Below are 25,346 nucleotides of genomic sequence, written 5' to 3'. Positions count from 1 at the left end.
CTGATCGCAGGCCTCAGGCAGCCTTTCCCAAACCCGCGCCCCCTCCGCGAACTCCTGCGCCCGCCGGACCCCCGTCGTCGGATCCGCCGCCTTCCCCGCCCCGCCGGGACGGCCCGACGAGCAGCAAGCCCGTGCCCACCCCCAGTCCCACGGCTGCCCAGACGGGAAACTCGCCGCCATAAGCGAACCCGTGCCCGGCGAAATAGGTCAGCGACCAGACGCTCACGCCGAGCCCGACCCACATCCGCCAGGCCGCCGCCCCCCGAAGCCCCGCGTCGGGCAGCACCCGGACGCCCACGGCAGTCACCCTCCGCTCCAACGGCCGCAAAGCCCGCAGCACCCCCACCAGCACGACGCCCAGCACCACCACCCACGGCACCCGCAGCGCCCACCAGCCGGCCGACCCGTACCCGGGTTGGGGAGCGAGGCCGGTCAGGTAGAAGGCGGCGGCGACGATCAGCACGGGCACCATGTGCCACAGGTAGAGGGCCATGCTGCCGGCCCCCACCACCCGCACCGCCCGCGCCACCCGAGCCCGCTCCAACACCCGCCGCGCCACGGGCGCGACCGCAAGGGCCACCCCGACCTGAGCGACGGCCCACGCCAGCATGGCGGCCGACGGCGGATTGGTGTTGCTCAACTCCTGCCCGGTCACCAGGATCAGGCTGACGGGAAACGGCCCAGGCCCGACCAGCGCGGCGAATCCGACCCCACCCCCCACCGCCATGGCGAAAGCCACAGTCCGCGTCCGCGTCCGCGTCCGCTTCCGCGCCGGCGTCCGCGTCCCGCCGCCCCACCCCCCGTCCCGCCAGCAGAACCCCAGCTGGTACACCACCCCCCACACCAGCAGATAGTTGAGCGCACCCACTGCCTCCACGCCTCCCGTACGGGACGACGCCCCGGCGGCCGCGACAAGCGCACTGACCCCGAGCGCAACGACCCCCGTCCCCACCGGCACCCGAACGCCCCACCGCTCGTGAAGCGCGTACATCAGCGGCGTCAGGGCGCTGAGCAGCAGATACACCGGCAGGAACCAGAACTGCATGGCCAGCGCCCACCCCACCAGCGCGAGGGTGCCGCGATCCACGCCGAGACCGGCGCATACTCCGACGGCGAGCAGCACGAGCCCGCTGTACACGGCCGTGGGCAACAGCAGTCGTACGGCCCGCTGCCCCACCCACCCCGCGACGGACGCCCCACCGGCCCGCGCCCGGGACCAGGACCCGCCGGCCGCATACCCGCCGGCCAGGAAGAACAACGGCATGATCTGAAAGCCCAGGGTCAGCCACTGCGTCCAGGGCACTGTCGCCAGCAACTCCGGTGCGCCGATCTCACCGTCCGGATGCCGGACCAGCCCGGTGATCACCCAGTGGCCGAGCACCACGAGCAGAATCGCCCAGGCCCGCAGAAAGTCGACGTACCGGTCTCTCCCCATGCGCCGCATGCTGCCGCGTCCCCCAACCCCCTTGCGCCGAAAAGCCCTTGTCGCAACCAACCCGTGCCCGAGCCGACACCACCCCCGCGTGCTTTCGTTCGCTACTTGGCCCCGGGCCGTGTCCGGCGCATGACGAGGATCGCTTCGCCGGGCTCTGGGGGGCGCGTCCACGACAGGGTGGTGAGTGTGTACGCAGGCCCCCGGGTCAGCGCGAACCGAGGCAGCCGCACCCCGAACTCGCCCGCGACGGCGTCCAGAAGCCCCCCTTCACCCGCGCCGCCGCCGAACCAGCGATCGGGATCGAGCGAGTCGGGTATGTCCCCATGCCGTTCCGCCACCTCGTCCCCTCGGACGGTGAACGAGTACCGCTCCTCGCCGTCCTGCGCGAGGGACAGATGAAAGACGTCCGGCCGCCGGAGCGAAGCCCCCGCCGACTTCCACACCACCAGCGCCCGACCCCCCTTCCGCCCGCCACGCGAGGCGACGACCGCCGGTGACACGAACCGCTGACCGTTGAACAAAGGCGGCTGACCGTCGAAGGCGAAACTCCAGTCGGCCCCGGCCAGGCCCACCGCGGTGATCGCCCGGTCCTCCCAGGACGCCGAGTCCTGGCCACGACGCCGATGCGCCCCGAACACCGCCTCGAACCGGCTCTCCGGCCCCCGCAGTTCACGAGCGCCCTCCGCCCCCACCAGCTCAGGCAACTCGTCCGGCCGCACCCCTTCCACGAGCAGGAACCGATACCCCTCCTGCACGCCACCCCCGCCACTGTCCGCCTCGGCCAGCCACGCCAGCCCGGGCGGATCGATGTCGCCCGCCGGCACCGGCGCGTCCCCCGTCTCCCCGGCGCGCGGAGTCGCCAGCAACTCCAGCCCCCGCTCACGGACATCGCACACCGGCCCCAGGAACGGATCGGCGAGGAGCCCGACCGGCGCGAGCTGCTCGGGCCCCCGCGGCCGCCACTGCGGCAGAGCCTTCCGCACGATGCGCCACGCCTCGTCGGTAAGCCCCCACCGCGCCTGCTCCCGAGCCTGGTCGAGGGCTCGCCCGAACTCCCCGTCGGCGGTGTACAGATACGTCCTCTCCCGCACCTCCCGCAGCACGGCATCGGCCAGTTCCCGCACGGCGTCGTCCGCACCCGCCAGCCGCATGCGCCAGGCGCGGTCCTCCCTCCTGTCGCGCACGTGTTCGGCGGCGAGCACGGGCAGGAACTCGGGCGCGTACACCGGGTCCGTGGGGAGCGGCCAGAAACCGACCGCGTAATTGTGTCCCGACAGCCGCCGTATCTGGTCGTACAGCGCACGGGCTCGCGGTCTGCCGTAGGCCGCAGCCTTCTCCAGCACCGCTTCCGCCCGCTCGTACCGCCCGCGCAGGGCATCCAGCCGCGCCTCCTCGACGGCGGCGTCCAGCGCCCGGGTCGTGTCGTTGACGAACGCCGCACCCAGCCGGTGCGACTGCAGACTGTGGAACTCCTGGTGCATCGCCTCCATGAACTCCAGGAAGGAACCGAACCGTTCGGGCGGAGCCGCGCGCCAGCCGGCCCACACCCGGACGGCCCACTCACCCGCCTCGTCCGTGTCCCCGGGATCCATCAGCACGTACATCGCGTCGGACTCCACCTGCAGCTGCAGACCCCGCTCCCAGACCCCCGCCTCCAGCACCTCCTCCGGAGTGGAGTTCTCGTCCAACTCGCCCCGGAACTCCTGACCGAGTCCCGAGGCGTCCTCGTGCCAGCGCACCTGTTCGGTCCCGGCGAGCACGTACACAAACCCGCCGGCGTGCCGCCACCCGTCGCTCACCTCCAGAAACGCCCGGTACGACGGCGGCAGCCGGACCCCGAGCCGCTCCTCCGCCGCGACGATCCGCGCCTCGCCGGCCCCCTCGAACCCCAGCCACCGCTCCCGCCGAGGCACCGAGTCCCGCTCCCCGGGCGACTGCTCATCCTCACCCGCATCCGCCCACTCCCCACTCCACCGCACCAGAAAGTCACGCCACGCGAACCCACCCGTTTCGACCATGCCCTCATGCTGGCACCCACCACTGACAACGCCCCGGCACGAGCGACGATCGCATGCCGAGCCCCAAATCCCCGAGCCCGCCCGGAATTACTCCCGCGCGTCCTGTCGACGCTCCTGCCCTTGACGCCCCTAATGTTACCGGTAACATCAATATTCGTCGGAGCATCACACCACCCCACACCGCAGTGGGCCGTCCGCTTCTGGAGTTCGCGTGAGCGACCACGCCACGGCACAGCGCACCCCCGCGGCGACCCCGCCCGACACCACTCCCGTCTTCACCACTCCCGCCGTAGCCGCCTCCTGCGCCGGCTTCGTACTCATCGGCGCGCTCCAGGCCCTCTACGGCCCGGCGATCCCGGCCCTGCGCCAGGAGTTCGACCTCTCACCCTCCGCAGCGGGCCTCGGCCTGAGCGCCCACTTCGTGGGCGGAGTCGCCGGCGTCCTCCTCTTCGACCGCCGCTACGGCCGTACGAGCAACCGACGGATCCTCGCCACCTCGTTCCTCCTGATGGCAGCCGGCGCCGCAGGCTTCGCGCTCGCGCCGAACTGGCCCCTCGCCCTCGCCGCGGCCCTCCTCGCGGGCCTCGGCTTCGGCGGCATCGACTACGGCCTCAACCAGCTCTTCTCCATCGGCTTCGGCCACCGTTCCACCGCGATGCTCAACATCCTCAACGCCCACTTCGGCATCGGCGCGATCCTCGGCCCGGCCCTGATCGGCGTGGTCGGCGCCGAGCACTACCCCACTCTCTTCCTGGCCTTCGCCCTCGCCAACCTCCCCCTCCTCCTCTGCCTGAGAGGCGTACGCGACCACACCCCCAACCCCCCACCCCACGACGCCCACCCCACCCCCGTCCACCGCAGCCTCACCACCGTCCTCGCGGTCTTCGTCACCCTCTACGTCCTGCACGTGGGCATCGAGGCAGGCGTAGGCGGCTGGGAACCGACCCACCTGGAGACCGTCGGTTACGCCGCGGGCACGGCCGCCACCGCCACCAGCGTCTACTGGCTGATGATGACCGTGGGCCGCTTCCTGGTCGCCCCGATCGCCCTCCGCTTCTCCCCGCAGGCCATCATCACCGTCTCCTGCGCCGGCATGACCGCCTGCCTCCTGCTGGCCGCCGTACCGAACCTGGCCCCCTACGCCTACGCCGGCGTAGGCCTTTTCATCGCCCCGATCTTCCCCACCGGCCTGTCCTGGCTCAACCGGACCGCCCCTTACGCCGGCGCCCTGGTGATCGCCGCGTCCATGCTGGGCGGTGTCACAGCGGGCCCAGCACTGGGCAAGGCCATCGAGTGGTCCGGCGTAAGAACCGTCCCCATCCTCCTGGCCGCGGTCTCGGCCGCCTGCCTGGCAGCCACCCTCTGGCTGATCAGAGCAACAAGCAAAACACCCCGCTGAGCCCAGCAGTCTCCGCGGCGGCGGAGAGGGAATCCCGACGCACCCGCGGCCGCCGACGGCCGGGAGCGGGTCGTGGCGGTGCGGCGCAGCCCGTCGCTTAGCCCGTCACAGCCAACCCCACCGTCCCAACAGGCAGCAGTACGCCCAACACGCGACGGGCTCGCCGCACCGCCACGACCCCGACCCCACCCACCACGCCGGCGCCGACCCCCACTCCACTCACCCCCCACCCCACCCCAGCCCGCTCGCCCCGACCGAAGGGACCCGCATGCCCGCCCTCACCACCACATCCGACGGCTTCCTCCTCCACGGCGAACCGTTCCGCATCCTCTCCGGCGCCCTGCACTACTTCCGCGTCCACCCCGACCAGTGGGCCGACCGACTCCACAAGGCCCGCCTGATGGGCCTGAACACGGTGGAGACGTACATCCCCTGGAACCTCCACCAGCCAGACCCCGACACCCTGGCCCTGGACGGCCTCCTCGACCTGCCCCGCTTCCTCCGCCTGGCCGCCGCAGAGGGCCTGCACGTCCTCCTCCGCCCAGGCCCCTTCATCTGCGCCGAGTGGGACGGCGGCGGCCTCCCCCACTGGCTCACCACCACCCCCACCCCCGACACGCCCCCCACCCCCGTCACCAACCCCAACCCCACCCCCGCCCCCGACACAGGCCTCCGCCTGCGCACCAGCGACCCCCGCTTCACCGCCGTGATCGACCGCTACCTCGACCTCCTACTCCCCCCACTCCTGCCGTACATGGCGGCATCCGGCGGCCCCGTCATCGCCGTACAGGTGGAGAACGAGTACGGCGCCTACGGTGACGACCCCGCCTACCTCAAGCACATCGAGCAGGCCTTCCGCTCCCGCGGCATCGAGGAACTCCTCTTCACCTGCGACCAGACCGACGGCGATCACCTCAAGAACGGCACCCTCCCCGGCGTCCTGGCCACGGGCACCTTCGGCAGCCGCGTCGACGAGTCCCTGGCCCGCCTCCGCGAGGCACAGCCCCAAGGCCCCCTCATGTGCGCGGAGTTCTGGATCGGCTGGTTCGACCACTGGGGCGGCCCGCACCACGGCCGGGACGCCGACCAGGCCGCGGCCGACCTGGACCGACTCCTCTCCGCAGGCGCCTCCGTCAACATTTACATGTTCCACGGCGGCACCAACTTCGGTTACACCAACGGCGCCAACCACCACCACGCCTACGCCCCCACCGTCACCTCCTACGACTATGACGCCCCGCTCACCGAGAGCGGCGACCCGGGCCCGAAGTACCACGCCTTCCGCGAGGTGCTCGCCCGCCACACGAAACTCCCCGCCGAGCCGGTACCGGCCCCTGCCCCCAAACTCCCGCTCACCACAGTCCAGTTGACGAACAGGACCCCCCTCTTCTCCCATCTCACACCCCCCGTACGGTCCAAGGACCCCCTCACCGCCGACGACCTGGGAGAGCGAGCCGGATACGTCCTGTACCGCACCACCGTCCCGGACGAGGGCGCCGGCCTCCTCCACTTCACCGGGGGAGTGGGCGACCGAGCCCAGGTCTTCCTGGACGGCGCCCCCGTAGGCGTCCTGGAACGCGAGCGCTACGACGAGACGCTCCCCGTCCACGTCCCCCGCCCCGGCGCCGTCCTCGACGTCCTGGTGGAGAACATGGGCCGGGTCAACTACGGCCCCCGCATAGGCACCCCCAAGGGCCTGCTGGGCCCGGTCACCTACGCAGGCACCCCCCTCCAGACCTGGGACTGCCACCCCCTGCCCCTCACACAACCCCCCACAGCCACAACCCCCACCCCCACCCCGACGGCGACGGCGACGGCGGCGGCAGCGGCAGCGGCAGCCCAACCCACCTTCCACCACGGCCAGTTCGAGGTGAGGACCCCCGCCGACACCTTCCTCTCCCTCCCCGGCTGGACCAAGGGCCAGGCCTGGATCAACGGCTTCCACCTGGGCCGCTACTGGAACCGCGGCCCCCAGCGCACCCTCTACGTCCCCGCCCCCGTCCTCCGCCCCGGCGCCAACGACCTGGTTCTCCTTGAGCTCCACGGCACCACCACCCCCGAGGCCCACCTCACCGACACCCCCGACCTCGGCCCGAAGCAGCACTGATGACCACACCTGCGCACCCCACACCACCCCCGCCCCAAGCCCCCACCCACACCCCCACCCACACCACCAACGTCCCCACCCCCTCCGCACCCCCCCTCCGCAACCACCTCCCCTTCACCGACGCCCCCACCACCCCCGACCCCATCGAGGTGACCAGCCGCTGGCTGACCCGAGGCGGCCGCCCCTGGTTCCCCGTCTCGGGCGAGTTCCACTACTCCCGCTACCCCGCGGCGGACTGGGAGGAGGAACTCCTCAAGATGAAGGCGGCCGGCATCACGGCCGTAGCCTCGTACATCATCTGGATCCACCACCAGGAGACAGAGAACGGCATCAGCTTCGACCCCGCCCGCAGCCTCGACCTACGCCGCTTCGTCCAGCTCTGCGCCCGCCACGGTCTCGACTTCGTCCCCCGCATCGGCCCGTGGTCCCACGCCGAGGTCCGCAACGGCGGCCTCCCCGACTGGGTGCTGGCCCGTACGGCGGCCCCCCGCACGGACGACCCGGCCTATCTGTCCGCCGTACGCCCCTGGTTTGAAGCCATCGCCGCTCAACTCCACGGCCTCGACCGGGCGAACGGCGGCCCGATCATCGCGATCCAGATCGAGAACGAGCTCTACGACCGGCCCGCCCACCTCCTGACCCTGAAACGCATGGCTCAGGAGACGGGCCTCACCGCACCCCTGTGGACCTCGACCGCCTGGGGCGGAGTCCACCTCCCCGAAGACGAACTGCTCCCGCTCTACGGCGGCTACCCGGAGGCCTTCTGGACCGAGGCCGACGGCGGCTGGCCCGACACCTGCCGCAAGCACTTCTTCTTCACCCACCAGCGTGACGACGAGGGCATCGACGCCGACCTCCGCCCGACGACCGTACGCGGCGCGGACCCGTCGTCGCACGTGGACCGATTTCCCTGGGCCACCTGCGAGTTGGGCGGCGGCATGGCGGTCGCCTACCACCGCCGCCCGCGTGTCGACGCCGCGGACATCGGCGCCCTCGGCCTCACGAAGATCGGCTGCGGCTCGGTCTGGCAGGGCTACTACATGTTCCACGGCGGCACCAATCCCACCGGAACCCTGACGCCCCTCCAGGAGTCCCACGCCACCGCCTACCCCAACGACCTCCCCGTCCTCACGTACGACTTCCAGGCCCCACTCGGCGAGTACGGCCAGTACCGGCCGTCCTACGACGAACTCCGCCTCCAGCACCTGATGTTGGCGGACTTCGGCCAGGTGATCGCCCCCATGCGGTCGGTGCTGCCGGACGACGCGCCGCGAGGCCAGCACGACCGCGACACCCTGCGCTGGGCGGTCCGAAGCGACGGCCGGGCCTCGGGTTTCCTCTTCGTCACCAACCACCAGCCGCACGAACCACTCCCGGACCACCCGAACACGACCTTCACGGTCGCTTTCCCCGAGGCCCCGCCGCTCGCCCTCCCCAGCACCCCCGTCATCGTCCCGGCGGGCGCCTACTTCTGCTGGCCCCTGCGTCTGGAGGTGGCGGGCCTGCGCATCGACTGGGCCACCGCCCAGCCGGTGTGCACGGTCGAGGACGACGACGGCGGCACGGTCCTGGTCCTGGCCGCGACGGACGGCATCGCCCCCGAACTGGCCCTGGACGCGAGGACGGTACGGCGCGTCACCGGAGCGGGTTCCATCTGGACGGAGGCCGACCGCACCCTGATCACCGGCCTCCAGCCCACCACCACCGCCACATCCATCGTCGACGGCCTGGTCAGGACGGAGACGACGGCCGGCGACCGGGTCTCCCTCCTGATCCTGGACGCGGCGACGGCCCGCACCGCCTACAAGGGCGAGGCCTGGGGAGCCCAGCGCCTGGTCCTGTGCCCGGACGGCGTGATCTTCGACAAGCACCGCAACGAGCTACGCCTCCACACCCGCGCAAGCACCACCACACTCATCCCCACGATCTCCCTCTCCGTCCTACCCGCCCCACCCCGCCCGCCCAAGGCGCACGGAGCGACACTGCACGAGAGCCGGAACGGACCCCTGACCCGCTACACGCTCCACCCCGTCGACCCCCTCCACCCGGAAAACAACCCCGCCCGACTCCAGGACCCCACCCCCACCCCCACCCCCACCCCCACCCTCACCCTCCTCCGCCCGCCCGGCCCACCCCCCACGCCTCGAACCGGCCCGCTGAACCGGGCGAGCGCCCCGACCGACGAGCACTACGACGACGTAGCGGCGGTGTACCGCGTGGATCTGCCGCCGACCGTCCCGAAGGGCACGTTGCTGCGCCTGCACTGGGCGGGAGACGTGGCACGCGCGTATGTGGGGGAGACGCTGGTGGCCGACCAGTTCTTCACGGACGCCCCGTGGGACATCGCCCTGGACCGACTCCCACCCGGAAAACCCCTACTGGTGAAGGTGCTGCCCTTCGCCCCCAAGGCGAAGGTGTACGTCCCGGGGGAGGCCCCCGCACCCGGTACGGCGGAACTGCGCCGCGCGGAGTGGCTGACCCGCCGAAGCTGGACACTCACCCAAACCTGACCCCCGCCGCTCCTCTCCCCACCCCTCCCTTCTCTCGCCTCGGCCTATCCTGTGGCTGACCAGCCCAGCCCAGCCCAGCCCAGCCCAGCCCAGCCCAGGACAGGCCGGAAGGAAGAAGAGCCCCGCCATGACCCCAACAGCCGCCGACGGCCCGGCGACCGACGGTCCGGTGACCGACGGCCAGGCGACCGACGGTCCGGCGACCAAGGGACGCAGCCGACGCAACTTCGCCGGCGCCCGCCCCGTGATGGACGACGTCGCGAAACTGGCCGGCGTCTCCAAGCAGACGGTCTCCCGGGTGCTCAACGACAACCCGGCCGTCCGCGCGGAGACCCGGGAGGCGGTCCAGGCGGCCATGCGCACCCTCGGCTACCGCCCCAGCAGCAGCGCGCGCTCGCTGGCCAGCGGCCGCACTCGCATGCTCGGCGTGATCTCCTTCGACGCGGCCCGCTACGGTCCCGCCTCGACCCTGACCGCTATCAACGCGGCGGCGCAGGAGGCGGGTTACCTGGTGAGCTCGATCGCTCTGGACACCGCCGACAAGGACACCGTCGTACGCGCGGCGGACCGCCTCTCCGCGGAGGGCGCGGACGGCGTGATCGCGATCGCCCCCCAGCTCTGGGTGGCCCGGGCCCTCGCCGAGGCCCATCTGGACACCCCCCTGGTCGTCATGGACAACGATCTCGGCGACGGCACCCCCATGGTCACCTCGGACGCCCGCACCGGCGCCCGCAAGGCGACGCAGCACCTGCTCTCGCTCGGCCACCCCACGGTCCACCATCTCGCGGGTCCGACGGGCTGGACCTCCGCGGACCGCCGAGCGGAGAGCTGGCGCGCCACTCTCCAGGCGGCCGGAGCCGAGATCCCCACCCCCCTCTTCGGCGACTGGAGCGCGGACTCCGGCTACGACCTGGGCCGGAATCTGGCGAAGGACGCGACCCTCACCGCGGTCTTCGTGTCGAACGACCAGATGGCCCTGGGCGTCCTACGCGCTCTGCACGAGGCGGGCCGCCGGGTGCCGGAGGACGTCAGCGTCGTCGGCTACGACGACATCCCGGAAGCGGCCCACTTCCTGCCCCCGCTGACAACGATCCGCACAGACTTCAAGGACATAGGCACCATCTCCCTCCACACCCTCCTCAACCACATCGACACCCTCTCACCCCCCGCCCCTCCCTTGACCCTGGTCCCCGTCACCCTCCACATCCGCCACAGCACGGCCCCGCACCCCGCTGCACGAACAGGGGAAGCAGCCGCGGGAACGCCGAGTCAGGCGCTTTCGAGCGGTCGCCGGCCCTCCTCGGACACGGCTGACCGGCGTCATTCCAAGGACAACTGACTTTGTAATCGCCCTGGTTGGCGGGTGGGACGTTGGGCGATTCCAAGCTGTGATCTGGCTTTTCGGGTGAGAGTATGGAGCGCAGGGGGTCTTGGAGACCGCCGATGTAAGGGGGGCCATGCTGAAGATTCTGATCGCCGAGGACATGGCGATGCTGCGCAGAGCATTGGCCGAACTCCTGGCGCTGGAGGCGGACTTCGACGTGGTGGCCGAAGTCGATCGCGGCGATCAGATCGTTGCGAAGGCGCGCGCACTGCGACCGGATGTGGCCGTACTCGACATCGGTCTTCCCGGGATGGACGGCATCACCGCCGCCGCCGCGCTCTCCACCGCCGTACCCGACTGCCGGATCCTCATGCTCACGGGGCTCGGCAATCCCAGCACCTTGCGCCGGGCGCTGGCCACCCGCGCCACCGGATTCCTGTGCAAGGACGCCAACCCGGCCCAACTCGTCGGCGCCATAAGGGCCGTGGCCGCCGGGAAGCGGGTCGTCGACCCCCAACTGGCCGTCGCGGCACTTGAGGACGTGACTCAGCCGCTGGCCCCGCGCGAACTGGAAGTCCTCCGGCTCGCCGCCGCGGGCGAGGGCACCGCGGCCATCGCCCGCCGTCTGTTCCTCTCCGCGGGAACGGTGCGGAACTACCTGAGCAGCGCCGTGGTCAAGCTGGGCGCCCGCAACCGTATGGACGCGGTACGGATCGCCCGTGAGGGCGGCTGGATCTGACGGGTATCCGACGAGTCGCGCCGGGGGACCGGGCCCGTGCTCAGGCCACGGAAGTGGAATCGTGCATCCCTCTGTCGGAGGCATGCACGGGCCGGACGAGCCAGTGCTTGGGCGCGGGGTTCTTCGCCGGGAGCGGGACGACCGCCGTGAGGGAGAACCACTTCCCGTCCGTGATCTCCGCGGTGAGCCGGCCTTCCACCGCTTCGATGCGATCGCGAAGGTTGTTGAGGCCGCTTCCCGGCCGGGCGTTGCTGAACGCGGCGGCCGGGTGGCCTTCGAGTCCGTCGTTGGTCACCGTCAGTCTGACGGCGTCCTGTTCGCGGTGGATTCGGACGACGCAGGTGCCGACCCTGCTGTGCCGCAGCATGTTGGTGACCCCCTCGCGCAGCACCGTCGCCAGGGTTGTCTCGATGTCGGGCGGCAGCGGCCCGGCGCTGCCCCGGAATTGGGCGTGCACGCCCATGTTCCTGAGGGTGGCGAAGACGGTGTCGACCTCTGTGGCCAGGGACATGGCACGGTAGGTCTGTGAGACGGCCCGGACGTCGATGAACGCCCGTTGGGTGGCTTCCAGGATCTCCGTGAGTTCCTGTTGCAGACGGGCGTGCTTGGAAGGCGGCAGCCGCCGCGCCACTTCGCACTTGAAGGCGATGGTGGTCAGGCTCATGCCCAGCAGATCGTGCAGATCGCGCGAGAAGCGCAGCCGTTCGGCCTCCACGGCCATCCGGGTGAGCTCGCCGCGGGTGCGGTGGGCTTCCTGGACGAGGCGGGTCAGTTCGGAGAGCCCGAACACCACCAGGCCGGTCAGCGTGGTCGCGACGGTCCCGTACCCGAGCGAGCCTCGGCCCACCCCGCTTTCCAGTACCAGCAGGCTGGACGATCCCACGATCGCCGCGAACGCCGGCCACATCCAGCGGCGAGGCAGCACGAGCAGGGCGGAACCGGCGAGGACGCCCGGCGTGGCGAGCCAGGCGTCGGCGAAGGTGAGGAACGGCAGATAGGTGAGGAGGGCCTGGAGTCCGAAGGTCCAGTACCTCAGGCGAGTCAGCCGGGGAGACAGGTATCCGAAGGAGTGGGTCAGTTGGACGCAGTAGACGAGTAACAGGGTCACGATGCCCGCGGTGAATCTGACCGGTGAGAGACGGTCCTCCAGCAGATAGACGAAGGCGACCCCGAAAAAGGCCACGAGGACCGCGATGGTGATGGCGCTGGAGGTGCCGACGGCGAGGTATCTGCTTCTCGCGTCCTCTAGTTCGGCGCGCGCACCACTGTGCTGGGCAGAACCTTGCATCTCTTCTCTTCCCCCTCGGGCGAACCGAACGAGTCAATGAGTCAGGTTGTGCCGCGCTCAACCCGATCCCGGCAAAGCGCGAGGTTGGGAACGCGTAATCGATTCTAGCCGGTACGAGTCATTCGACTAAGAAGCTCCACGGTGTGGCTGCCGTCCTCAATCCCCATGTGGAAGAAGATCGTTCCTGGCGCGGAAAGGTTGCTTCGTTGCGTGGGAGGAAGGGGAAGGACTCATTCCCTTACAGATGCAGCGGCAAAGGATTGAGGTCCGCGTAGTCCGTCGGCCGGGTGAGCCGGCCGAGCGCGACGGGTACGTCGAAGAGCCGGCCGGGGCCGAATCCCGCCCAGTGCGGGCGCAGACCGGGGATCAGCACCTTGGCGACGGGCAGTTCCACATCGGGGCGGGTCTGGTCGAGGACGAGTACGTCGAGGCCGCGCCGGCGCAACAGCGCGACCAAGGCGTGGACCTGTTCCGCGGCGTCGGCGGGCGGCCGCAAGGCCGCGGGCGGCCGGGTGGACCGGCGTGCCGCGGGCAGCAGATAGGGCTGGTTGGCGGTGGTGGCGTGCCGGAACCAGTCCAGGGCCTCCGGGTCGGTGTCGTGGTAGGCGGAGGCCCCGTTGGTCGTCTCCCCTGTCAACGGCGGCAGCATCTGGTTGAGTTCGGTGAGCGCCCGACGCAACGCGACCCGGGGATCGAAATGCGCGCCGAAGCCCAGCACGATGTCCTCGGCCGTCCTTCCGGTCCGGGCCGACACGGCGGCGACCACGGGAATGCCGAGATCGGATGTGAGATCGAGGGCCCACACCGTCCTGCCGAGCTCCCTGAGGACGGCCCGCATCCGGGCTATCCACGGATCCCGCTGGTCCAGGCTCACGCCGGGCTGCCGCGTGCGGTTGTACCACCACAGCGCGACCGCGTCCCGCTCCACCAGTTCCAGGCAGCCGTGGACGACGGCGTCCTCCAGACTGGTTCCGGCGGCGGCGCCGTTGGACGTCGCCCTGCAGAAACCGGTGTCCGCGTCCGGGGCGTTGTAGTAGAGCAGACTCGTGGGCGCCAGCCGCTGCCGTTGCTCGGTCAGCGACCAGACGGGCGTCCAGTCGAGTGGGGCGTCCTCGTCGAAGGGCTCGGTCACCTGGTGGAAGGGACCGTGCGTGCGGTTCCAGGCCACCCGGTCCTCGAACTGCCGCCGGTCGAAGAGCTGGACGCTGTCCGGATGGACGGCCAGGGGCGCCAGCTCGCGGTAACTGCCGCGCCGGCGTGGCTCGTCGCCCTGGAAGTAGCCGCTGTACCGCTCCAGCGCCTCGGCCAACGCGCTCACCTTGGCGTGGAGTTCGGTGACTCCCTTGCCTGAGCCGGGGCTGCGCAGCGGGGTGTGCAGCGGGGGCGGCGGCCGCTCGGGGTCCCAGGGCGGCTGCGCGCCCGCGTGGAAGCAGTTGAGGAACTCCGGTCCCCGCGGCTCGCGGCGGATCTCGCCGACGAGACCGGTGACGGGGTCCACGAGGTGGCCGTAGCGCTCCAGCATCCGGTCCGGGCCGAACGTCCGGTGGCCCCCGCCCGTGGTGTCCCGCACCGGTTGGGGGGACAGCACGACCGGTGCCGAGACCCGGTCGCGTACCAGCAGCGGATCACCGCAGCGGGAGCACTGCGGGCGGCGCCGCACGGGATGGCGGCTGCTCTCCAGCGTGCGGGTGTCCAGCCGCCACAGGCTGCCCTGATCGCTGTCCCGGTGCCCGGCGAGCCACTTTCCGGCCTCGAGCAGGGCCAGTTGCATGGCCGCCGCCCGCCCGGCGGGCAGATACGACGGCCGGTGCGCGGCGGGCCCGTTGCGCCCGAGCCGGTGCTGGACGTACGCCTCGCCGCGTCGGCGCAGCCGGAGCCGGTCCGCGAGACAGCTCCAGCAGGGGCCGTCGCCGGGGGAGAAGAAGGGCCCGATCCACAGGTGGGTGCCGCTGGCCCGTACGGGCAGCCATGTGCGTCCCGCGGCGCGGTGCTCCGCGTCCAGGGCGCTCAACCGCGGATCGAGATAGTCGTGGCACAGCGCCAGGGTCAGGTCGGCCGGCTCGCCGGCGGCCGCGGTGCGCAGCCCCGCCGCCGACACGGCCTCGTGCAGCGCGCCTTCCGCGTCCTCGGTGAGGTCGACCGGGGCCAGCAGCGCGTCCCGGCCGCCGGCGGGCCGCGCCTGAAGGCCGGTGAGGGCCCAGTAGGCACGCTCGGGGCCGTCGGGCCCGTCCGGTGGATAGACATGGAGCAGGCCGGCGTCCAGCAGCCTGGTCACGAGCCGTTCGGTGCTGTCGCTCGACAGCCCGGGCGCCGCGTCGGCGACGATACGGGGCAGATCACGGCTTCCGTCGAGCAGGGGGGCCAGCAGGGCGATGTGTGCTCCGCCCAGTGTGGTCACCCGGTCCTCCGTCATCAGGAAGACGGGCTCCCCCGGCACCGATTCGACGCGCAGATGCGGTGCGAACCCCAGCCGGGGGAGCCCGTCGCCCGGGACCGGACGGCTCATCGAGACGTGCGACCGCCGTCCATGGCGGACGGGGTGCCGGTGGAGGAGGTCCAGCAGATACAGATACGGCCGTCGGGGATCTGTGCGGAGTCGTCGCCGTACTCGGTGATCACGAGATCGTCGATGGTCCTGGCCATGTCCGCGTTGCCGTCCGCCAGGGGCGTGATCCGTAGCATGTGTGCTCCTTGTCGCTGTGGACTGGCTGCTCCGTGGGGTGCGTCGGACCCGGCCGGGCCCTGCGCTGCGCCGCCATCCTTTCGGGCCGGGCCGCGGGGATACCAGTGTGTCCAGCACAGGGACCATATGAGGTTTACACATCTTGCGCATACGTTTCTCATATGCCTGTCCGGGTCCACGGCACTGGTTGGCGGCCGAAGAGGCCAGCGAGACTCCATGGGCAAGGAGCTCTTTGCGGTGCTCCGCCGACCACATGGGGGAGAAACATGGACATATGGTTGCTGGGACCGCTGACGGCCGAAGTGCGGGGCCGTTCGATCGTGCCGACCGCCGCGAAACCCCGCCAGATCCTCGCGCTGCTCGCGATCCACGCCAATCGCGTCCTGCCCGTCGCGACCCTGATGGAGGAGATCTGGGGCACCGAGCCGCCACAGAGCGCGTTGGCGACCCTGCACACGTACATCCTTCAGCTACGCCGTCAGCTCACCGCGGCCTACGGCTCCGACGCCGGGGTGTCGGCCAAGGACGTCCTCGTCACCCAGTACGGCGGCTACTGCTGGCAGGCGCCCGCGGACGCCGTCGACGTACCGCGCTACGAGCGGCTGGTCGCCGCGGGGAGCGTCGCCGCCGCCGAGGACCGGCAGGAGAAGGCATCGGCGTACTTCCGTGAGGCGCTGGCGCTGTGGCGCGGATCCGCACTGGTCGACGTGCGGATAGGGCCCGTACTGAGCATCGAGGTGGCCCGTCTGGAGGAGAGCAGGCTCGGCGTGCTGGAGCGGTGTCTGGAGGCGGATCTGAGGCTGGGACGCCACGCGGAACTGCTGGCCGAGCTGATCGAGCTCACCGGCCGCCATCCGCTGCACGAGGGCCTGCACGCCCAGTGCATGACGGCGCTGTACCGGGCCGGGCGCTCCTGGCAGGCGCTCGACGTCTACCAGAGGCTGCGCCGCCGGCTGGCGGAGGAACTGGGGCTCTCGCCGTCCCCGCGCCTGCAGCGTCTGCAACAGGCGGTGCTCGCGGCGGAGCCGTGGCTGGACGTGCCCGGGTGCGGGGAGGACGTGATGCTCGACCGGATGATCGGCTGACCGCCCCCGGGCGGCTCAGCCGTTCTTGGCGACGAACTCGACGATGGAGTCCCGCATGTAGTCGGTCATCTCCTCGGTGATGCCCGGGTAGACCCCGATCCAGAAGCTCTGCTCGGTGATGATGTCGGAGTTGCGGAGATCTCCCGCCACCCGGTGCCGGGTGCCGAGATACGCCGGGTGCCGGGTGAGGTTGCCGCCGAACAGCCGTCGTGTGCCGATGCGCCGCTCCTCCAGGAAGGCGATCAGGTCGCGGCGGGTGTAGGTGGCGTCGGGCAGCACCGTGATGACGAAGCCGAACCAGCTCGGGTCACTGCCCGGCGTCGCGGTGGGCAGCAGCAGACCCGGGACGTCCGCGAGCCCGTCGCGCAGCCGCTGCCAGTTGCGCCGCCGGGCCCGGCCGAACTCCGGAAGCTTCTCCAACTGGCTGAGCGCCAGGGCTCCTTGGAGGTCGGTCGCCTTCAGGTTGTAACCGATGTGCGAGAAGATGTACTTGTGGTCGTAGCCCTTGGGGAGGTCACCGAGCTGGTAGTCGAACCGCTTGAGGCAGGTGTTGTCCTCGCCGGGCTCGCACCAGCAGTCCCGCCCCCAGTCGCGGAACGACTCGACGATCCGGGCCAGTTCGAGGTTCTTGGTCAGTACGCAACCGCCCTCGCCCGTCGTGATGTGGTGGGCGGGATAGAAACTGACGGTGGCCAGGTCCCCGAAGGTGCCTGTCATACGCCCCTGATAGGTCGAGCCCACGGCGTCGCAGTTGTCCTCGATCAGGAACAGCTCGTGATCGGTGGCCAGTTGCTGGATCTCCGCCACCTCGTAGGGGTTGCCGAGGGTGTGCGCGATCATGATGGCCCGGGTCCGGTCCGAGATCGCCGCCCGCACGCGTTCCGCCGTCGTGTTGTACGTGCCGAGTTCGAGGTCCACGAAGACGGGCGTGAGACCGTTCTGGAAGATCGGGTTGACCGTCGTGGGGAAACCGCCGGCCACCGTGATCACCTCGTCGCCCGGGCGCAGCCGCTGTTCGCCGAGCCGGGGGGAGGTCAGCGCCGAGAGCGCCAGCAGGTTCGCCGAGGACCCGGAGTTCACCAGGTGCGCCTTGCGCACGCCGATGTGGCGGGCGAACCTGCTCTCGAAACGCCGGGAGTGCGACCCGGCCGCGATCCGCAGATCCAGGGCCGCCTCCACCAGAGAGACCCGGTCCTCCTCGTCCAGGACCGCCCCCGAGGAGAGGATCGGTGTCACTCCCGGCACGAAGTTCTCCGGCTGCTGCTGCCGGTGGTACTCGCGAACCTGCTCCAGGACCAGGGCCTTGGTGTCCGACGTCATAGCCGTCCCTCCTGTAAGGATTGCCTCGGGACCATGCTCGCGCCGCTCGGTCGAGGAGCCATGGAGTCCCCGCGGAAAGGGCCTGCTCCAGCGGGCTTCCAGGGGCTTTCGACCTGCTCTGGCTAGCTTGTGTCGGCGACGTATCCGACAGGTGAGGTGGCAGATGCCCGAGGACACTCCACGACCGGTACTCCGCATGGGGGTTCTGGGCTGTGCCGATATCGCGGTGCGCCGGATCCTGCCTGCGCTCGTGGAGCATCAGTCGGTGCGGCTGGTGGCTGTGGCGAGCCGGGACGGGGCGAGGAGCGAACGGCTCGCGGCCCGGTTCGGATGCGCGGCGGTGACCGGCTACAAGGCGCTGCTGGACCGGGACGACATCGACGCGGTCTATGTGCCGCTGCCGCCGGGCATGCACCACGAATGGGTCGCCGAGGCGCTGACCGCCCAGAAGCACGTCCTGGTGGAGAAGCCGCTGAGCACCACGTACGCGCAGAGCGCCGAACTGGTGGCGATGGCCGCCCGGTTCGATCTGGCGCTCACCGAGAACTTCATGTTCCTGCACCACTCCCAGCACGCGGCCGTACGGGACATGGCCGCCGAGGTCGGCGAACTGAGAGTCTTCTCCAGCTCCTTCGGGGTACCGCCGCCCGATCCGGCGTCCTTCCGGCACAACGCGCAGCTCGGCGGGGGCGCCCTGCTGGACGTCGGCGTCTATCCACTGCGCGCGGCCCAGCTCCACCTCGCCGGGGAACTCGACGTCCTCGGCGCCTGTCTGCGCGTCGACGAGGCCACCGGCGTCGACGTCGCGGGAAGCGTGCTGCTCTCCACGGCGACCGGGGTGAGCGCTCAGCTCGACTTCGGATTCCAGCACTCCTACCGGTCCGTGTACGCCCTGTGGGGCAGCCGGGGCCGGATCAGCGTGCCGCGTGCCTTCACGCCGCCCCGGGAGCACCGCCCGGTGGTCCGCCTCGAACAGCAGGACAGGATCACCGAGGTGACGCTCTCCGCCGACCATCAAGTGGGCAACGCGCTCGACGCGTTCGCGGCGGCGGCCCTGTCGGGCACCGGCCGGGCAGCGCTGGGAGAGGCACTGCTGCGCCAGGCGCTCCTGGTCGAGCAGGTACGCAAGGCCGCGCGGGTCGTCAGCCGCTGAGACCGCGCCGGACGCGGGCAGGCCGGAGGCCGGCCGCGCCCGCGCGGCGCGGCTTCGCATGCCACGGCCCTCCGTCGGACGGCGCGCGTTCCCCCCGACGCGCGCCGTTCCGTCCGGCCCCGACGACACCGGCTCCGACGACGAGAGCCGGTCCCGTCGGGGCCGGCTCTTCTTGCGGTCGTTGTGTCCTCGGTCGTTGTGTCCTCGGTCGTTGTGTCGTCGGTTGTTGTGTCGTCGGGGGCGGCCCGGGGCTGTGGTGCCGCCCCGGGCCCCGACGGGAGTCCGGCTCAGACCCGCTCGGCCGCTTCCGGTCGCCGAACCAGCTGGTCGCGGTGCCAGTCGACGACCTCGCGCAGTCCGTCGTCCAGCGACCGCAGAGGCCGGTAGCCGAGTTCCGTACGGATCTTCGAGTCGTCCACCGCGTACCGCAGGTCGTGGCCCTTGCGGTCGGGCATCCGACGGACCCGGGACCAGTTGGCACCGCACAACTCCAGTAGCCTGGACGTCATCTCACGGTTCGTCAGATGCGTACCGCCGCCGATGTTGTAGATCTCGCCGGCCCGGCCGCCGGTCAGCACGGCGTGGACGGCACGGCAGTGGTCGTCCACGTGCAGCCACTCCCGGACGTTGTTGCCGTCCCCGTACAGCGGCACGGTCCGTCCGGCCAGCAGCTCGGTGACGAAGAGGGGGATGAGCTTCTCCGGATGCTGGCGAGGGCCGTAGTTGTTGGCACACCGGGTGGTGCGCACGTCGAGCCCGTGCGTGCGCCAGTAGGACCGGGCGAGGAGGTCGCTTGCCGCCTTCGACGCCGCGTAGGGCGAGTTGGGCAGCAGTGGCTCCTCCTCCGTCCAGGTGCCCTCGGCGATGGACCCGTAGACCTCGTCCGTCGAGATGTGCACGAAGGTGGCGACCCCACAGCGCAGGCTCGCCTCCAGCAGCGCCTGGGTGCCCAGCACATTGGTGCGTACGAACTCCGCGGCCCCGGTCAGGGAACGGTCGACATGGGTCTCGGCCGCGAAGTGCACCACCGCGTCGTGACCGGGGAACACCTCCAGGAGCGCGTCGAGGTCGCAGATGTCGACGCGCCGGAAGTCCAGCCGCGGGTCCTCCAGAGGCAGGTTGTCGGTGCTCCCCGCGTACGTGAGCACGTCGACGACCGTCACCCGGTCCGGCCGGGGTCCGGGCAGGCTGCCGGCCAGCAGGGAGCGCACATAGTGGGATCCGATGAAACCGGCGCCGCCGGTGATCAGGACACGCATGGTGTGGACGTACCTCCGAGACGTCGACGCCCGTGGGCGCGGTGCTGGGCGGTCAGCCGCTCCAGTACGGGGACGACCTCCGCCGGAGTCGGTTCGGACCGGGCCTCGATCCGCAGCCGGGCGGCCGCCGAGGTGAACGAGGGCTCGTCGAGGAGCCGCACGAGCCTGCTCCGCAGCCCTTCCACCGTCACCTCGTGGGAGGGGAGATGGAGACCGGCGCCCAGCTCCTGCTGGCGGCGCGCCCGCTCGATGGCGTCCCAGATCCAGCCCATCGCGATCTGCGGAACCCCCTCGACGAGCGCCGTCGACCAGGTCCCGGCGCCACCATGGTGCACGATGGCCGCGCAGGTCGGCAGCAGCGCGTGCAGCGGTACGTGGTCCACCAGGCGCACATTGTCCGGGACATGGGTCAGCAGCGCCCGCTCCTCCGCGTCGAGCGTGGCCACCACGTCGATGTCGAGCCCCTCGATCGCCTTGAGGACCAGGTCGACCGGGACCGCGTTGGGGAACTCGGAGGTCCGGGCCGTGAGCCCCAGGGTGACGCACACGCGGGGACGCGTCGGCGGGACCCGGAGCCAGTCGGGTACGACGGCGGGCCCCGGCCCGTTGTACGGGATGTAGCGCATGCCCACGGTCGGCCCGTCCGACGGCGGCCGGAAGCTGCGCGGCACCTGGTCCACGGACCACTGCCCCGTCACCGCCTCCTCGTCGAAGGGCACGCCGTAACGGCCGAGCGTCCACTGCAGCCACTGGCCGAGGGAGTCCTCGGCGTGCGCCTGCCCCTGCTCCCCGCCCCCGCCCGTGGGACCCGGACCGAGCTGCGCGAGGAAGGCCTGCCGCATCGGCATGAACATGTCGGGGAAGGACAGCAGTCGAGCGTGGGCCGCACCGGTCACCTTCGCGGCCACCGCGCCCGCGAACGTGAACGGCTCCCAGAGGACGAGGTCCGGCTCCCAGTCGCGGGCGAACGCGACGAGTTCGTCGACCATCGGATCGTCGTTGATCAGGGTGTAGAAAGTGGCGGTCATCATCGCGTCCCAGCCCTTGAGGAAGGCGGGGGTGAGTTGACCGGGGGCGTCGGGGTTCAGCGACTGGTTGGCGTGGTGCGACAGCACCGAGTCGCCCACTGCCTTGACCATCTCGTCGAGGCCGGGGTCGGCCCCCACCGGGACGGCGGTCAGTCCGGCCGCCGTGATGCTGCCCGTCAGCGCGGGCTGGCTCGCCACCCGTACGTCGTGCCCGGCGGCCCGCAGCGCCCAGGCGAGCGGTACGGACCCGTTGAAGTGCGCGTCCATCGCGAAGGACGTCAGCAGAACCCGCATGGTCGGTCCTTTCTCTGCGGCTCTGTGGAGACTCCGGCCGCGGTACGCCGGACGCGGCGTACCGTCACGCGGAGGTGGTCAGCGGGAACCGCAGCACTCCGCCCAGGACGGGGGAACGCATCCGCCGCTGGACTCCGTCGGCCGGCGCCAGCCGGGGGTGGCGCTCGCGCAGGGTGCGTACGGCGGTCTCCGCCTGGAGCCGGGCGAACGCCCCGAAGAGAGAGGTGTGCGGGCCGGACAGCGACAACTGCCCCTGTCCCACCGGCCGGGTGAGGTCGAAGTGGTCCGGGGCCAGGAACACCTCGGGATCACGGTTCGCCGCGCCGACATGGACGACGACCTGGGCGCCGGCGGGGATGTCCTGGCCGGCGAGCGTGAGGTCCTCGGCGGCGATTCGGCTCTCCAGCCGCACCGGCGGCGCGTGCCGCAGCGTCTCCTCCACCGCGCCGGCCGCCAGTTCGGGGCTCTCGCCGAGCAGCGCCCACTGCCGGGGATGGGCGAGCAGCGCCTCCAGGGCGTTGTTGATGAGCCCGGCGGTGAATTCGACGCCCACCGCGGCGGTCAGTACACCGACCGCGAGCGCGTCCACGGCGGAGGAGTCGGCGGAGCCGGCGCGCAGCACCGTGCTGAGCAGATCGTCACCCGGCTCGGCCTGCCGTGCCGCGACGAGGTCGCCGACGAGGGCGCGTACGTCCTCGATCGCCTCGGTGAGCCGGCGCGTGACGACGAGCGGCTGCGGGCAGAGCGCCGCGTCGAGCGCGACGCCCAGGGCCAGACACGCGCGGGCGAACCGGTCGCGCTGCGCGTCCGGGACGCCGAGCAGCGCCGCGACGGCCTCGGTGGCCACCGGGCGGGAGTAGTCCGCCATGAGGTCGAAGGAGGCGCCGAGTCCGTCGGCGGTCTCCTGGTGCACGCGTTCGGCGCTCTTGCGGTGGCCGTCCGCCGCGGCCTCGCCCAGCACCGGTGCCGCCGACCGCTCCCAACGCACGTGGTCGGCGCCCGACGCGTGGAGGAAGGCCCGGTCCAGCGGGATGATGTGGCACAGCAGCGGATTGCTCCAGGCGTCCGAGAAGACGTGCCGCTGGAGGCCCGGCAGATCGGCGTGGCGCAGGCTCAGCCGCGGATCGGCCAGCACCTCGGCGGCCACACCGTGCCGGCCGGTGACCCAGGCTCCGGCGGCGCTCTGCCACAGCGGTGTCTCCGATTCCCGTATGCGGCGGGCCAGCACCACCGGGTCGTCGCTCTCCGCGCGCAGCGTCAGGGCGTACGGGTCGCCGCTTGTTCCGTAGATCCAGTGGAAGCCGCGGGCGGTCAGGAGATGACGGCCGAGCTCGCTGTCGGTCTGCTGGAGCTCCTCGGTGGCCGCGGGGGTCTCGTCGGTGGTCTCGTCGGTCTCCGTGTGTGTCACGGCTGTCTCCTTCGGGGCGTGGTTCAGGTGAGGGACAGACCGCCGTCGACCGCGAGCACCACTCCGGTCGCGTAGGCGGCGCGCGGGTCGGTGAGCTGGACGGCCCACCAGGCGATGTCCTCGGGGCGGCCGACCCGGCCGGCCGGGACGCGCGTGGCGATCTGCTGGAGGAAGCCCGCGTAGGCCTCCTGTGACATGCCGGACCGTTCACCGATACCGGTGTCGATCACGCCCGGCGCCAGGCCGAGGACACGGATGCCGCGGGGCGCCAGTTCCACCGCCCAGGTCCGGGTGAGGAAGTCGAGCCCGGCCTTGGCGGCGCCGTAGACCCCGTTCTCCGGCCAGGCCCGGCGGCCCAGCGCGCCCGCCGAGCCGATGTTCAGCACGGTTCCGCCGCCGTCGGCCGCGAGGGCGTCCAGGGTCTGCCGGGTGAGCAGCAGCGGGGCCAGGAGATTGCTGTCGAGCTGGTCGCGGGCGGCTTCCCGTTTGGTCTCCGCGAGAGCGGCGAATCCGCCGGTGGCCGCGTTGTTGACCAGCACGTCGATACGGCCGAACGCGTCCAGCGCCGCGTCGGTGACAGCCTGAGGAGTGTCCGGATCGGTGAGGTCGGCGGCGAGGACGCTGATGCCGGGGTACCCCTCGGCGGTCCCGGCCAGGGTGGCGGGCGTACGGCCCACGACGAGTACACGGTCGCCGCGGTCGGCGAAGGCGCGGGCGGTGGCCCGCCCGATCCCGGTCCCGCCGCCGGTGACGATCACGCCCCGGGGCGCTGTCGAGTCCTGTGTCGCGCTCATGGACGGGACCGTAGGCCGGGCCGCTCGATTCGCGGTCGACTCCCGCTACGGCCGGTCGTCACGGGTCACCACCCTTTCCCTGACCAGGAGCTCGCCGGCCTCGCGCACCAGGATGTCCCGGCAGGTGCACACCAGGTGCAGCCGGGCGGGGCCGCCCTGCGGAACGGCGATGATGGAGACCTGGCTCTCGGCGGTCAGCGAGCCGTCGTCCGCGGGGGTGACGGTGAGCATGCCGACCCAGTGGCGGTGCGTCTCGCCGGCGGCCGCGAGACCCGCGGCGGCCTGCCGGGCGCCCTCGGTGAGGGCCGGGCGGCCGCGCACCGGCTCCGGGAGCGAGGGCGGCGCGAAGGAGCCGTCCTCGGTGAAGGTGCCGGCCCAGATCTCGGCCTCGCCCGAGTCCAGGTGCCGCATCTGCCGTGCGTAGAAGTGCTGTACCTCGGCGTAGACGTCCGCCGGGGCCGTCGGGGCCTGTGCTGCCATGCCGTGTCCCTTCCGCCGTTCCCTGTGCCGGGGCGGGTGCGTTCCCGAGTTCCCGGTGAGGTCACGACGGTGGCAGCGGCCCCTCCAGGATCGGTCGAGCGCGGCGCGGGCGGGCGCGCGGGCGGCCGTTCAGCCAGGCTCCAACGCTTCTCTAGCCGCGCTGGTGAGCATGGGCTGGCTTGCAGGAATCCATCGCCGGGAGGCTCGTGTGCGCATCATCGACCTGTCCTCACCCGTGGACGGGGCGGGTTTTGAACCCGATCCCGTGGTGCACGACGTCCTCGGCCCCAAGGAAGCCGCCACGCACATGAGCGAGGAGATGCGTGACCACTTCGGGATCGAGTTCGATCCGGCGGAGCTTCCGGAGGGCGAGTTCCTCTCGCTCGACCGCCTCCAGCTGACGACCCACACCGGAACGCACGTCGACGCGCCCTCGCACTACGGCACCCGTGCCTCCTACCGGGACGGTCCGCCGCGGCACATCGACGAGATGCCGCTCGACTGGTTCTTCCGGCCCGCGGTGGTGCTCGACCTGAGCGACCAGGGCACCGGCGCGGTCGGCGCCGACGTGGTGCAGCGGGAGCTGGACCGGGTCGGCCACACCCTCTCGCCCATGGACATCGTGCTGCTCAGGACCGGTGCCGACGCGTGGTCGGGGACGCAGAAGTACTTCACGGACTTCACCGGCCTCGACGGCTCGGCCGTGCACCTGCTGCTGGACCAGGGAGTCCGGGTGATCGGCACGGACGCGTTCAGCCTGGACGCGCCGTTCGGCGACATCATCACCCGCTACCGGCAGACCGGTGACCGCTCGGTGCTGTGGCCCGCCCACATGATCGGCCGGGACCGCGAGTACTGCCAGGTCGAACGGCTCGCCGGACTCGACCGGTTGCCCGCCCCGCACGGATTCAGGGTCGCGTGCTTCCCGGTGCGGATCGCCGGCGCGGGCGCCGGCTGGACGAGGGCGGTGGCGCTGCTCGACGAGTGAGGAGCGCACGGCGGCCCAGCGGACGAAGCGCCCT

At 71.4% G+C, this 25,346-nt stretch carries 19 protein-coding genes; 8 read left to right on the top strand and 11 right to left on the bottom strand.

Features of this window, described 5'->3' with window-relative positions; all coding sequences use genetic code 11:
- Positions 1–13 precede the first annotated feature (13 nt).
- Positions 14–1,435, bottom strand: a complete 1,422-nt coding sequence (locus tag ACZ5SK_RS30375; protein ID WP_468157647.1) for an acyltransferase family protein — start codon at positions 1,433–1,435, stop codon at positions 14–16.
- Between the two features lie 101 nt (positions 1,436–1,536).
- Positions 1,537–3,453 carry an SMI1/KNR4 family protein gene (locus ACZ5SK_RS30370; protein WP_468157648.1) on the bottom strand — a complete coding sequence of 639 codons (1,917 nt, stop codon included), beginning with the start codon at positions 3,451–3,453 and terminating at the stop codon, positions 1,537–1,539.
- Positions 3,454–3,664: 211 nt separating this feature from the next.
- On the opposite strand from ACZ5SK_RS30370, the gene ACZ5SK_RS30365 reads away from it, so the two are divergent.
- From ACZ5SK_RS30365 to ACZ5SK_RS30345, 5 genes are all read left to right on the top strand, one after another.
- On the top strand, positions 3,665–4,852 hold the full coding sequence (locus tag ACZ5SK_RS30365; protein ID WP_468576731.1) for an MFS transporter: 1,188 nt from the start codon (positions 3,665–3,667) through the stop codon (positions 4,850–4,852).
- A gap of 268 nt (positions 4,853–5,120) precedes the next feature.
- Positions 5,121–6,959, top strand: a complete 1,839-nt coding sequence (locus ACZ5SK_RS30360) for a glycoside hydrolase family 35 protein (RefSeq protein WP_468576730.1) — start codon at positions 5,121–5,123, stop codon at positions 6,957–6,959.
- Entirely contained in the window at positions 6,959–9,469 is a 2,511-nt protein-coding gene (locus ACZ5SK_RS30355) for a beta-galactosidase (RefSeq protein WP_468576729.1), read from the top strand. Before ACZ5SK_RS30360 ends, ACZ5SK_RS30355 begins: the two co-directional genes overlap by 1 nt.
- A gap of 127 nt (positions 9,470–9,596) precedes the next feature.
- On the top strand, positions 9,597–10,808 hold the full coding sequence (locus ACZ5SK_RS30350) for a LacI family DNA-binding transcriptional regulator (protein WP_334577283.1): 1,212 nt from the start codon (positions 9,597–9,599) through the stop codon (positions 10,806–10,808).
- 118 nt (positions 10,809–10,926) lie between these two features.
- The gene (locus ACZ5SK_RS30345) at positions 10,927–11,532 is read left to right on the top strand and encodes a response regulator transcription factor (protein ID WP_334577282.1); all 606 of its coding nucleotides are present in this window, start codon (positions 10,927–10,929) and stop codon (positions 11,530–11,532) included.
- 40 nt (positions 11,533–11,572) lie between these two features.
- Here the strand turns inward: ACZ5SK_RS30345 and ACZ5SK_RS30340 are convergent, their stop codons facing one another.
- The 3 genes from ACZ5SK_RS30340 to ACZ5SK_RS30330 all read right to left on the bottom strand — a co-directional run bounded on the left by ACZ5SK_RS30340 (position 11,573) and on the right by ACZ5SK_RS30330 (position 15,502).
- Positions 11,573–12,820 carry a sensor histidine kinase gene (locus ACZ5SK_RS30340; protein WP_334577281.1) on the bottom strand — a complete coding sequence of 416 codons (1,248 nt, stop codon included), beginning with the start codon at positions 12,818–12,820 and terminating at the stop codon, positions 11,573–11,575.
- Positions 12,821–13,058: 238 nt separating this feature from the next.
- Positions 13,059–15,326 (bottom strand): TOMM precursor leader peptide-binding protein, encoded by a 2,268-nt coding sequence (locus tag ACZ5SK_RS30335; protein WP_468416098.1) that lies wholly within the window; start codon positions 15,324–15,326, stop codon positions 13,059–13,061.
- Positions 15,323–15,502: a hypothetical protein gene (locus ACZ5SK_RS30330; RefSeq protein ID WP_334577279.1), complete on the bottom strand. Its 180-nt coding sequence runs from the start codon at positions 15,500–15,502 to the stop codon at positions 15,323–15,325. The genes ACZ5SK_RS30335 and ACZ5SK_RS30330 overlap by 4 nt, the downstream gene beginning before the upstream one ends.
- A 267-nt stretch (positions 15,503–15,769) precedes the next feature.
- On the opposite strand from ACZ5SK_RS30330, the gene ACZ5SK_RS30325 reads away from it, so the two are divergent.
- Positions 15,770–16,588, top strand: coding sequence for an AfsR/SARP family transcriptional regulator (locus ACZ5SK_RS30325; protein ID WP_099937129.1), 819 nt, complete (start codon positions 15,770–15,772; stop codon positions 16,586–16,588).
- 15 nt (positions 16,589–16,603) lie between these two features.
- Here ACZ5SK_RS30325 and rfbH read toward each other — a convergent pair whose 3' ends face one another.
- Entirely contained in the window at positions 16,604–17,908 is a 1,305-nt protein-coding gene (gene rfbH / locus ACZ5SK_RS30320) for a lipopolysaccharide biosynthesis protein RfbH (RefSeq protein WP_319670962.1), read from the bottom strand.
- Between the two features lie 163 nt (positions 17,909–18,071).
- On the opposite strand from rfbH, the gene ACZ5SK_RS30315 reads away from it, so the two are divergent.
- Positions 18,072–19,061, top strand: a complete 990-nt coding sequence (locus tag ACZ5SK_RS30315; protein WP_334577278.1) for a Gfo/Idh/MocA family protein — start codon at positions 18,072–18,074, stop codon at positions 19,059–19,061.
- A gap of 287 nt (positions 19,062–19,348) precedes the next feature.
- Here ACZ5SK_RS30315 and rfbB read toward each other — a convergent pair whose 3' ends face one another.
- The 5 genes from rfbB to ACZ5SK_RS30290 form a co-directional block, all read right to left on the bottom strand.
- On the bottom strand, positions 19,349–20,320 hold the full coding sequence (rfbB, locus tag ACZ5SK_RS30310) for a dTDP-glucose 4,6-dehydratase (RefSeq protein WP_334577277.1): 972 nt from the start codon (positions 20,318–20,320) through the stop codon (positions 19,349–19,351).
- Positions 20,308–21,642, bottom strand: a complete 1,335-nt coding sequence (locus ACZ5SK_RS30305) for an activator-dependent family glycosyltransferase (RefSeq protein ID WP_334577276.1) — start codon at positions 21,640–21,642, stop codon at positions 20,308–20,310. Before ACZ5SK_RS30305 ends, rfbB begins: the two co-directional genes overlap by 13 nt.
- 64 nt (positions 21,643–21,706) lie before the next feature.
- Entirely contained in the window at positions 21,707–23,050 is a 1,344-nt protein-coding gene (locus ACZ5SK_RS30300) for a cytochrome P450 family protein (RefSeq protein ID WP_334577275.1), read from the bottom strand.
- A gap of 23 nt (positions 23,051–23,073) precedes the next feature.
- Entirely contained in the window at positions 23,074–23,844 is a 771-nt protein-coding gene (locus ACZ5SK_RS30295) for an SDR family NAD(P)-dependent oxidoreductase (protein WP_334577274.1), read from the bottom strand.
- Between the two features lie 45 nt (positions 23,845–23,889).
- Positions 23,890–24,324 (bottom strand): nuclear transport factor 2 family protein, encoded by a 435-nt coding sequence (locus ACZ5SK_RS30290; RefSeq protein ID WP_319670956.1) that lies wholly within the window; start codon positions 24,322–24,324, stop codon positions 23,890–23,892.
- Positions 24,325–24,532: 208 nt separating this feature from the next.
- Here ACZ5SK_RS30290 and ACZ5SK_RS30285 point away from each other — a divergent pair, with 208 nt between their 5' ends.
- Positions 24,533–25,312, top strand: a complete 780-nt coding sequence (locus tag ACZ5SK_RS30285; RefSeq protein ID WP_334577273.1) for a cyclase family protein — start codon at positions 24,533–24,535, stop codon at positions 25,310–25,312.
- Positions 25,313–25,346 lie beyond the last annotated feature (34 nt).

Source organism: Streptomyces sp. NPDC031474 (genome assembly GCF_055581185.1).
This window is presented reverse-complemented; position numbering and strand designations above follow the sequence as displayed.

What these genes read in the sequence shown, in the direction of transcription:
- ACZ5SK_RS30375 (WP_468157647.1), bottom strand. Translation starts at nt 1,435, where the DNA reads ATGGGGAGAGACCGGTACGTCGACTTTCTGCGGGCCTGGGCGATTCTG.
- ACZ5SK_RS30370 (WP_468157648.1), bottom strand. Translation starts at nt 3,453, where the DNA reads ATGGTCGAAACGGGTGGGTTCGCGTGGCGTGACTTTCTGGTGCGGTGG.
- ACZ5SK_RS30360 (WP_468576730.1), top strand. Translation starts at nt 5,121, where the DNA reads ATGCCCGCCCTCACCACCACATCCGACGGCTTCCTCCTCCACGGCGAA.
- ACZ5SK_RS30355 (WP_468576729.1), top strand. Translation starts at nt 6,959, where the DNA reads ATGACCACACCTGCGCACCCCACACCACCCCCGCCCCAAGCCCCCACC.
- ACZ5SK_RS30350 (WP_334577283.1), top strand. Translation starts at nt 9,597, where the DNA reads ATGACCCCAACAGCCGCCGACGGCCCGGCGACCGACGGTCCGGTGACC.
- ACZ5SK_RS30345 (WP_334577282.1), top strand. Translation starts at nt 10,927, where the DNA reads ATGCTGAAGATTCTGATCGCCGAGGACATGGCGATGCTGCGCAGAGCA.
- ACZ5SK_RS30340 (WP_334577281.1), bottom strand. Translation starts at nt 12,820, where the DNA reads ATGCAAGGTTCTGCCCAGCACAGTGGTGCGCGCGCCGAACTAGAGGAC.
- ACZ5SK_RS30335 (WP_468416098.1), bottom strand. Translation starts at nt 15,326, where the DNA reads ATGAGCCGTCCGGTCCCGGGCGACGGGCTCCCCCGGCTGGGGTTCGCA.
- ACZ5SK_RS30330 (WP_334577279.1), bottom strand. Translation starts at nt 15,502, where the DNA reads ATGCTACGGATCACGCCCCTGGCGGACGGCAACGCGGACATGGCCAGG.
- ACZ5SK_RS30325 (WP_099937129.1), top strand. Translation starts at nt 15,770, where the DNA reads ATGGACATATGGTTGCTGGGACCGCTGACGGCCGAAGTGCGGGGCCGT.
- rfbH (WP_319670962.1), bottom strand. Translation starts at nt 17,908, where the DNA reads ATGACGTCGGACACCAAGGCCCTGGTCCTGGAGCAGGTTCGCGAGTAC.
- ACZ5SK_RS30315 (WP_334577278.1), top strand. Translation starts at nt 18,072, where the DNA reads ATGCCCGAGGACACTCCACGACCGGTACTCCGCATGGGGGTTCTGGGC.
- rfbB (WP_334577277.1), bottom strand. Translation starts at nt 20,320, where the DNA reads ATGCGTGTCCTGATCACCGGCGGCGCCGGTTTCATCGGATCCCACTAT.
- ACZ5SK_RS30305 (WP_334577276.1), bottom strand. Translation starts at nt 21,642, where the DNA reads ATGCGGGTTCTGCTGACGTCCTTCGCGATGGACGCGCACTTCAACGGG.
- ACZ5SK_RS30295 (WP_334577274.1), bottom strand. Translation starts at nt 23,844, where the DNA reads ATGAGCGCGACACAGGACTCGACAGCGCCCCGGGGCGTGATCGTCACC.
- ACZ5SK_RS30290 (WP_319670956.1), bottom strand. Translation starts at nt 24,324, where the DNA reads ATGGCAGCACAGGCCCCGACGGCCCCGGCGGACGTCTACGCCGAGGTA.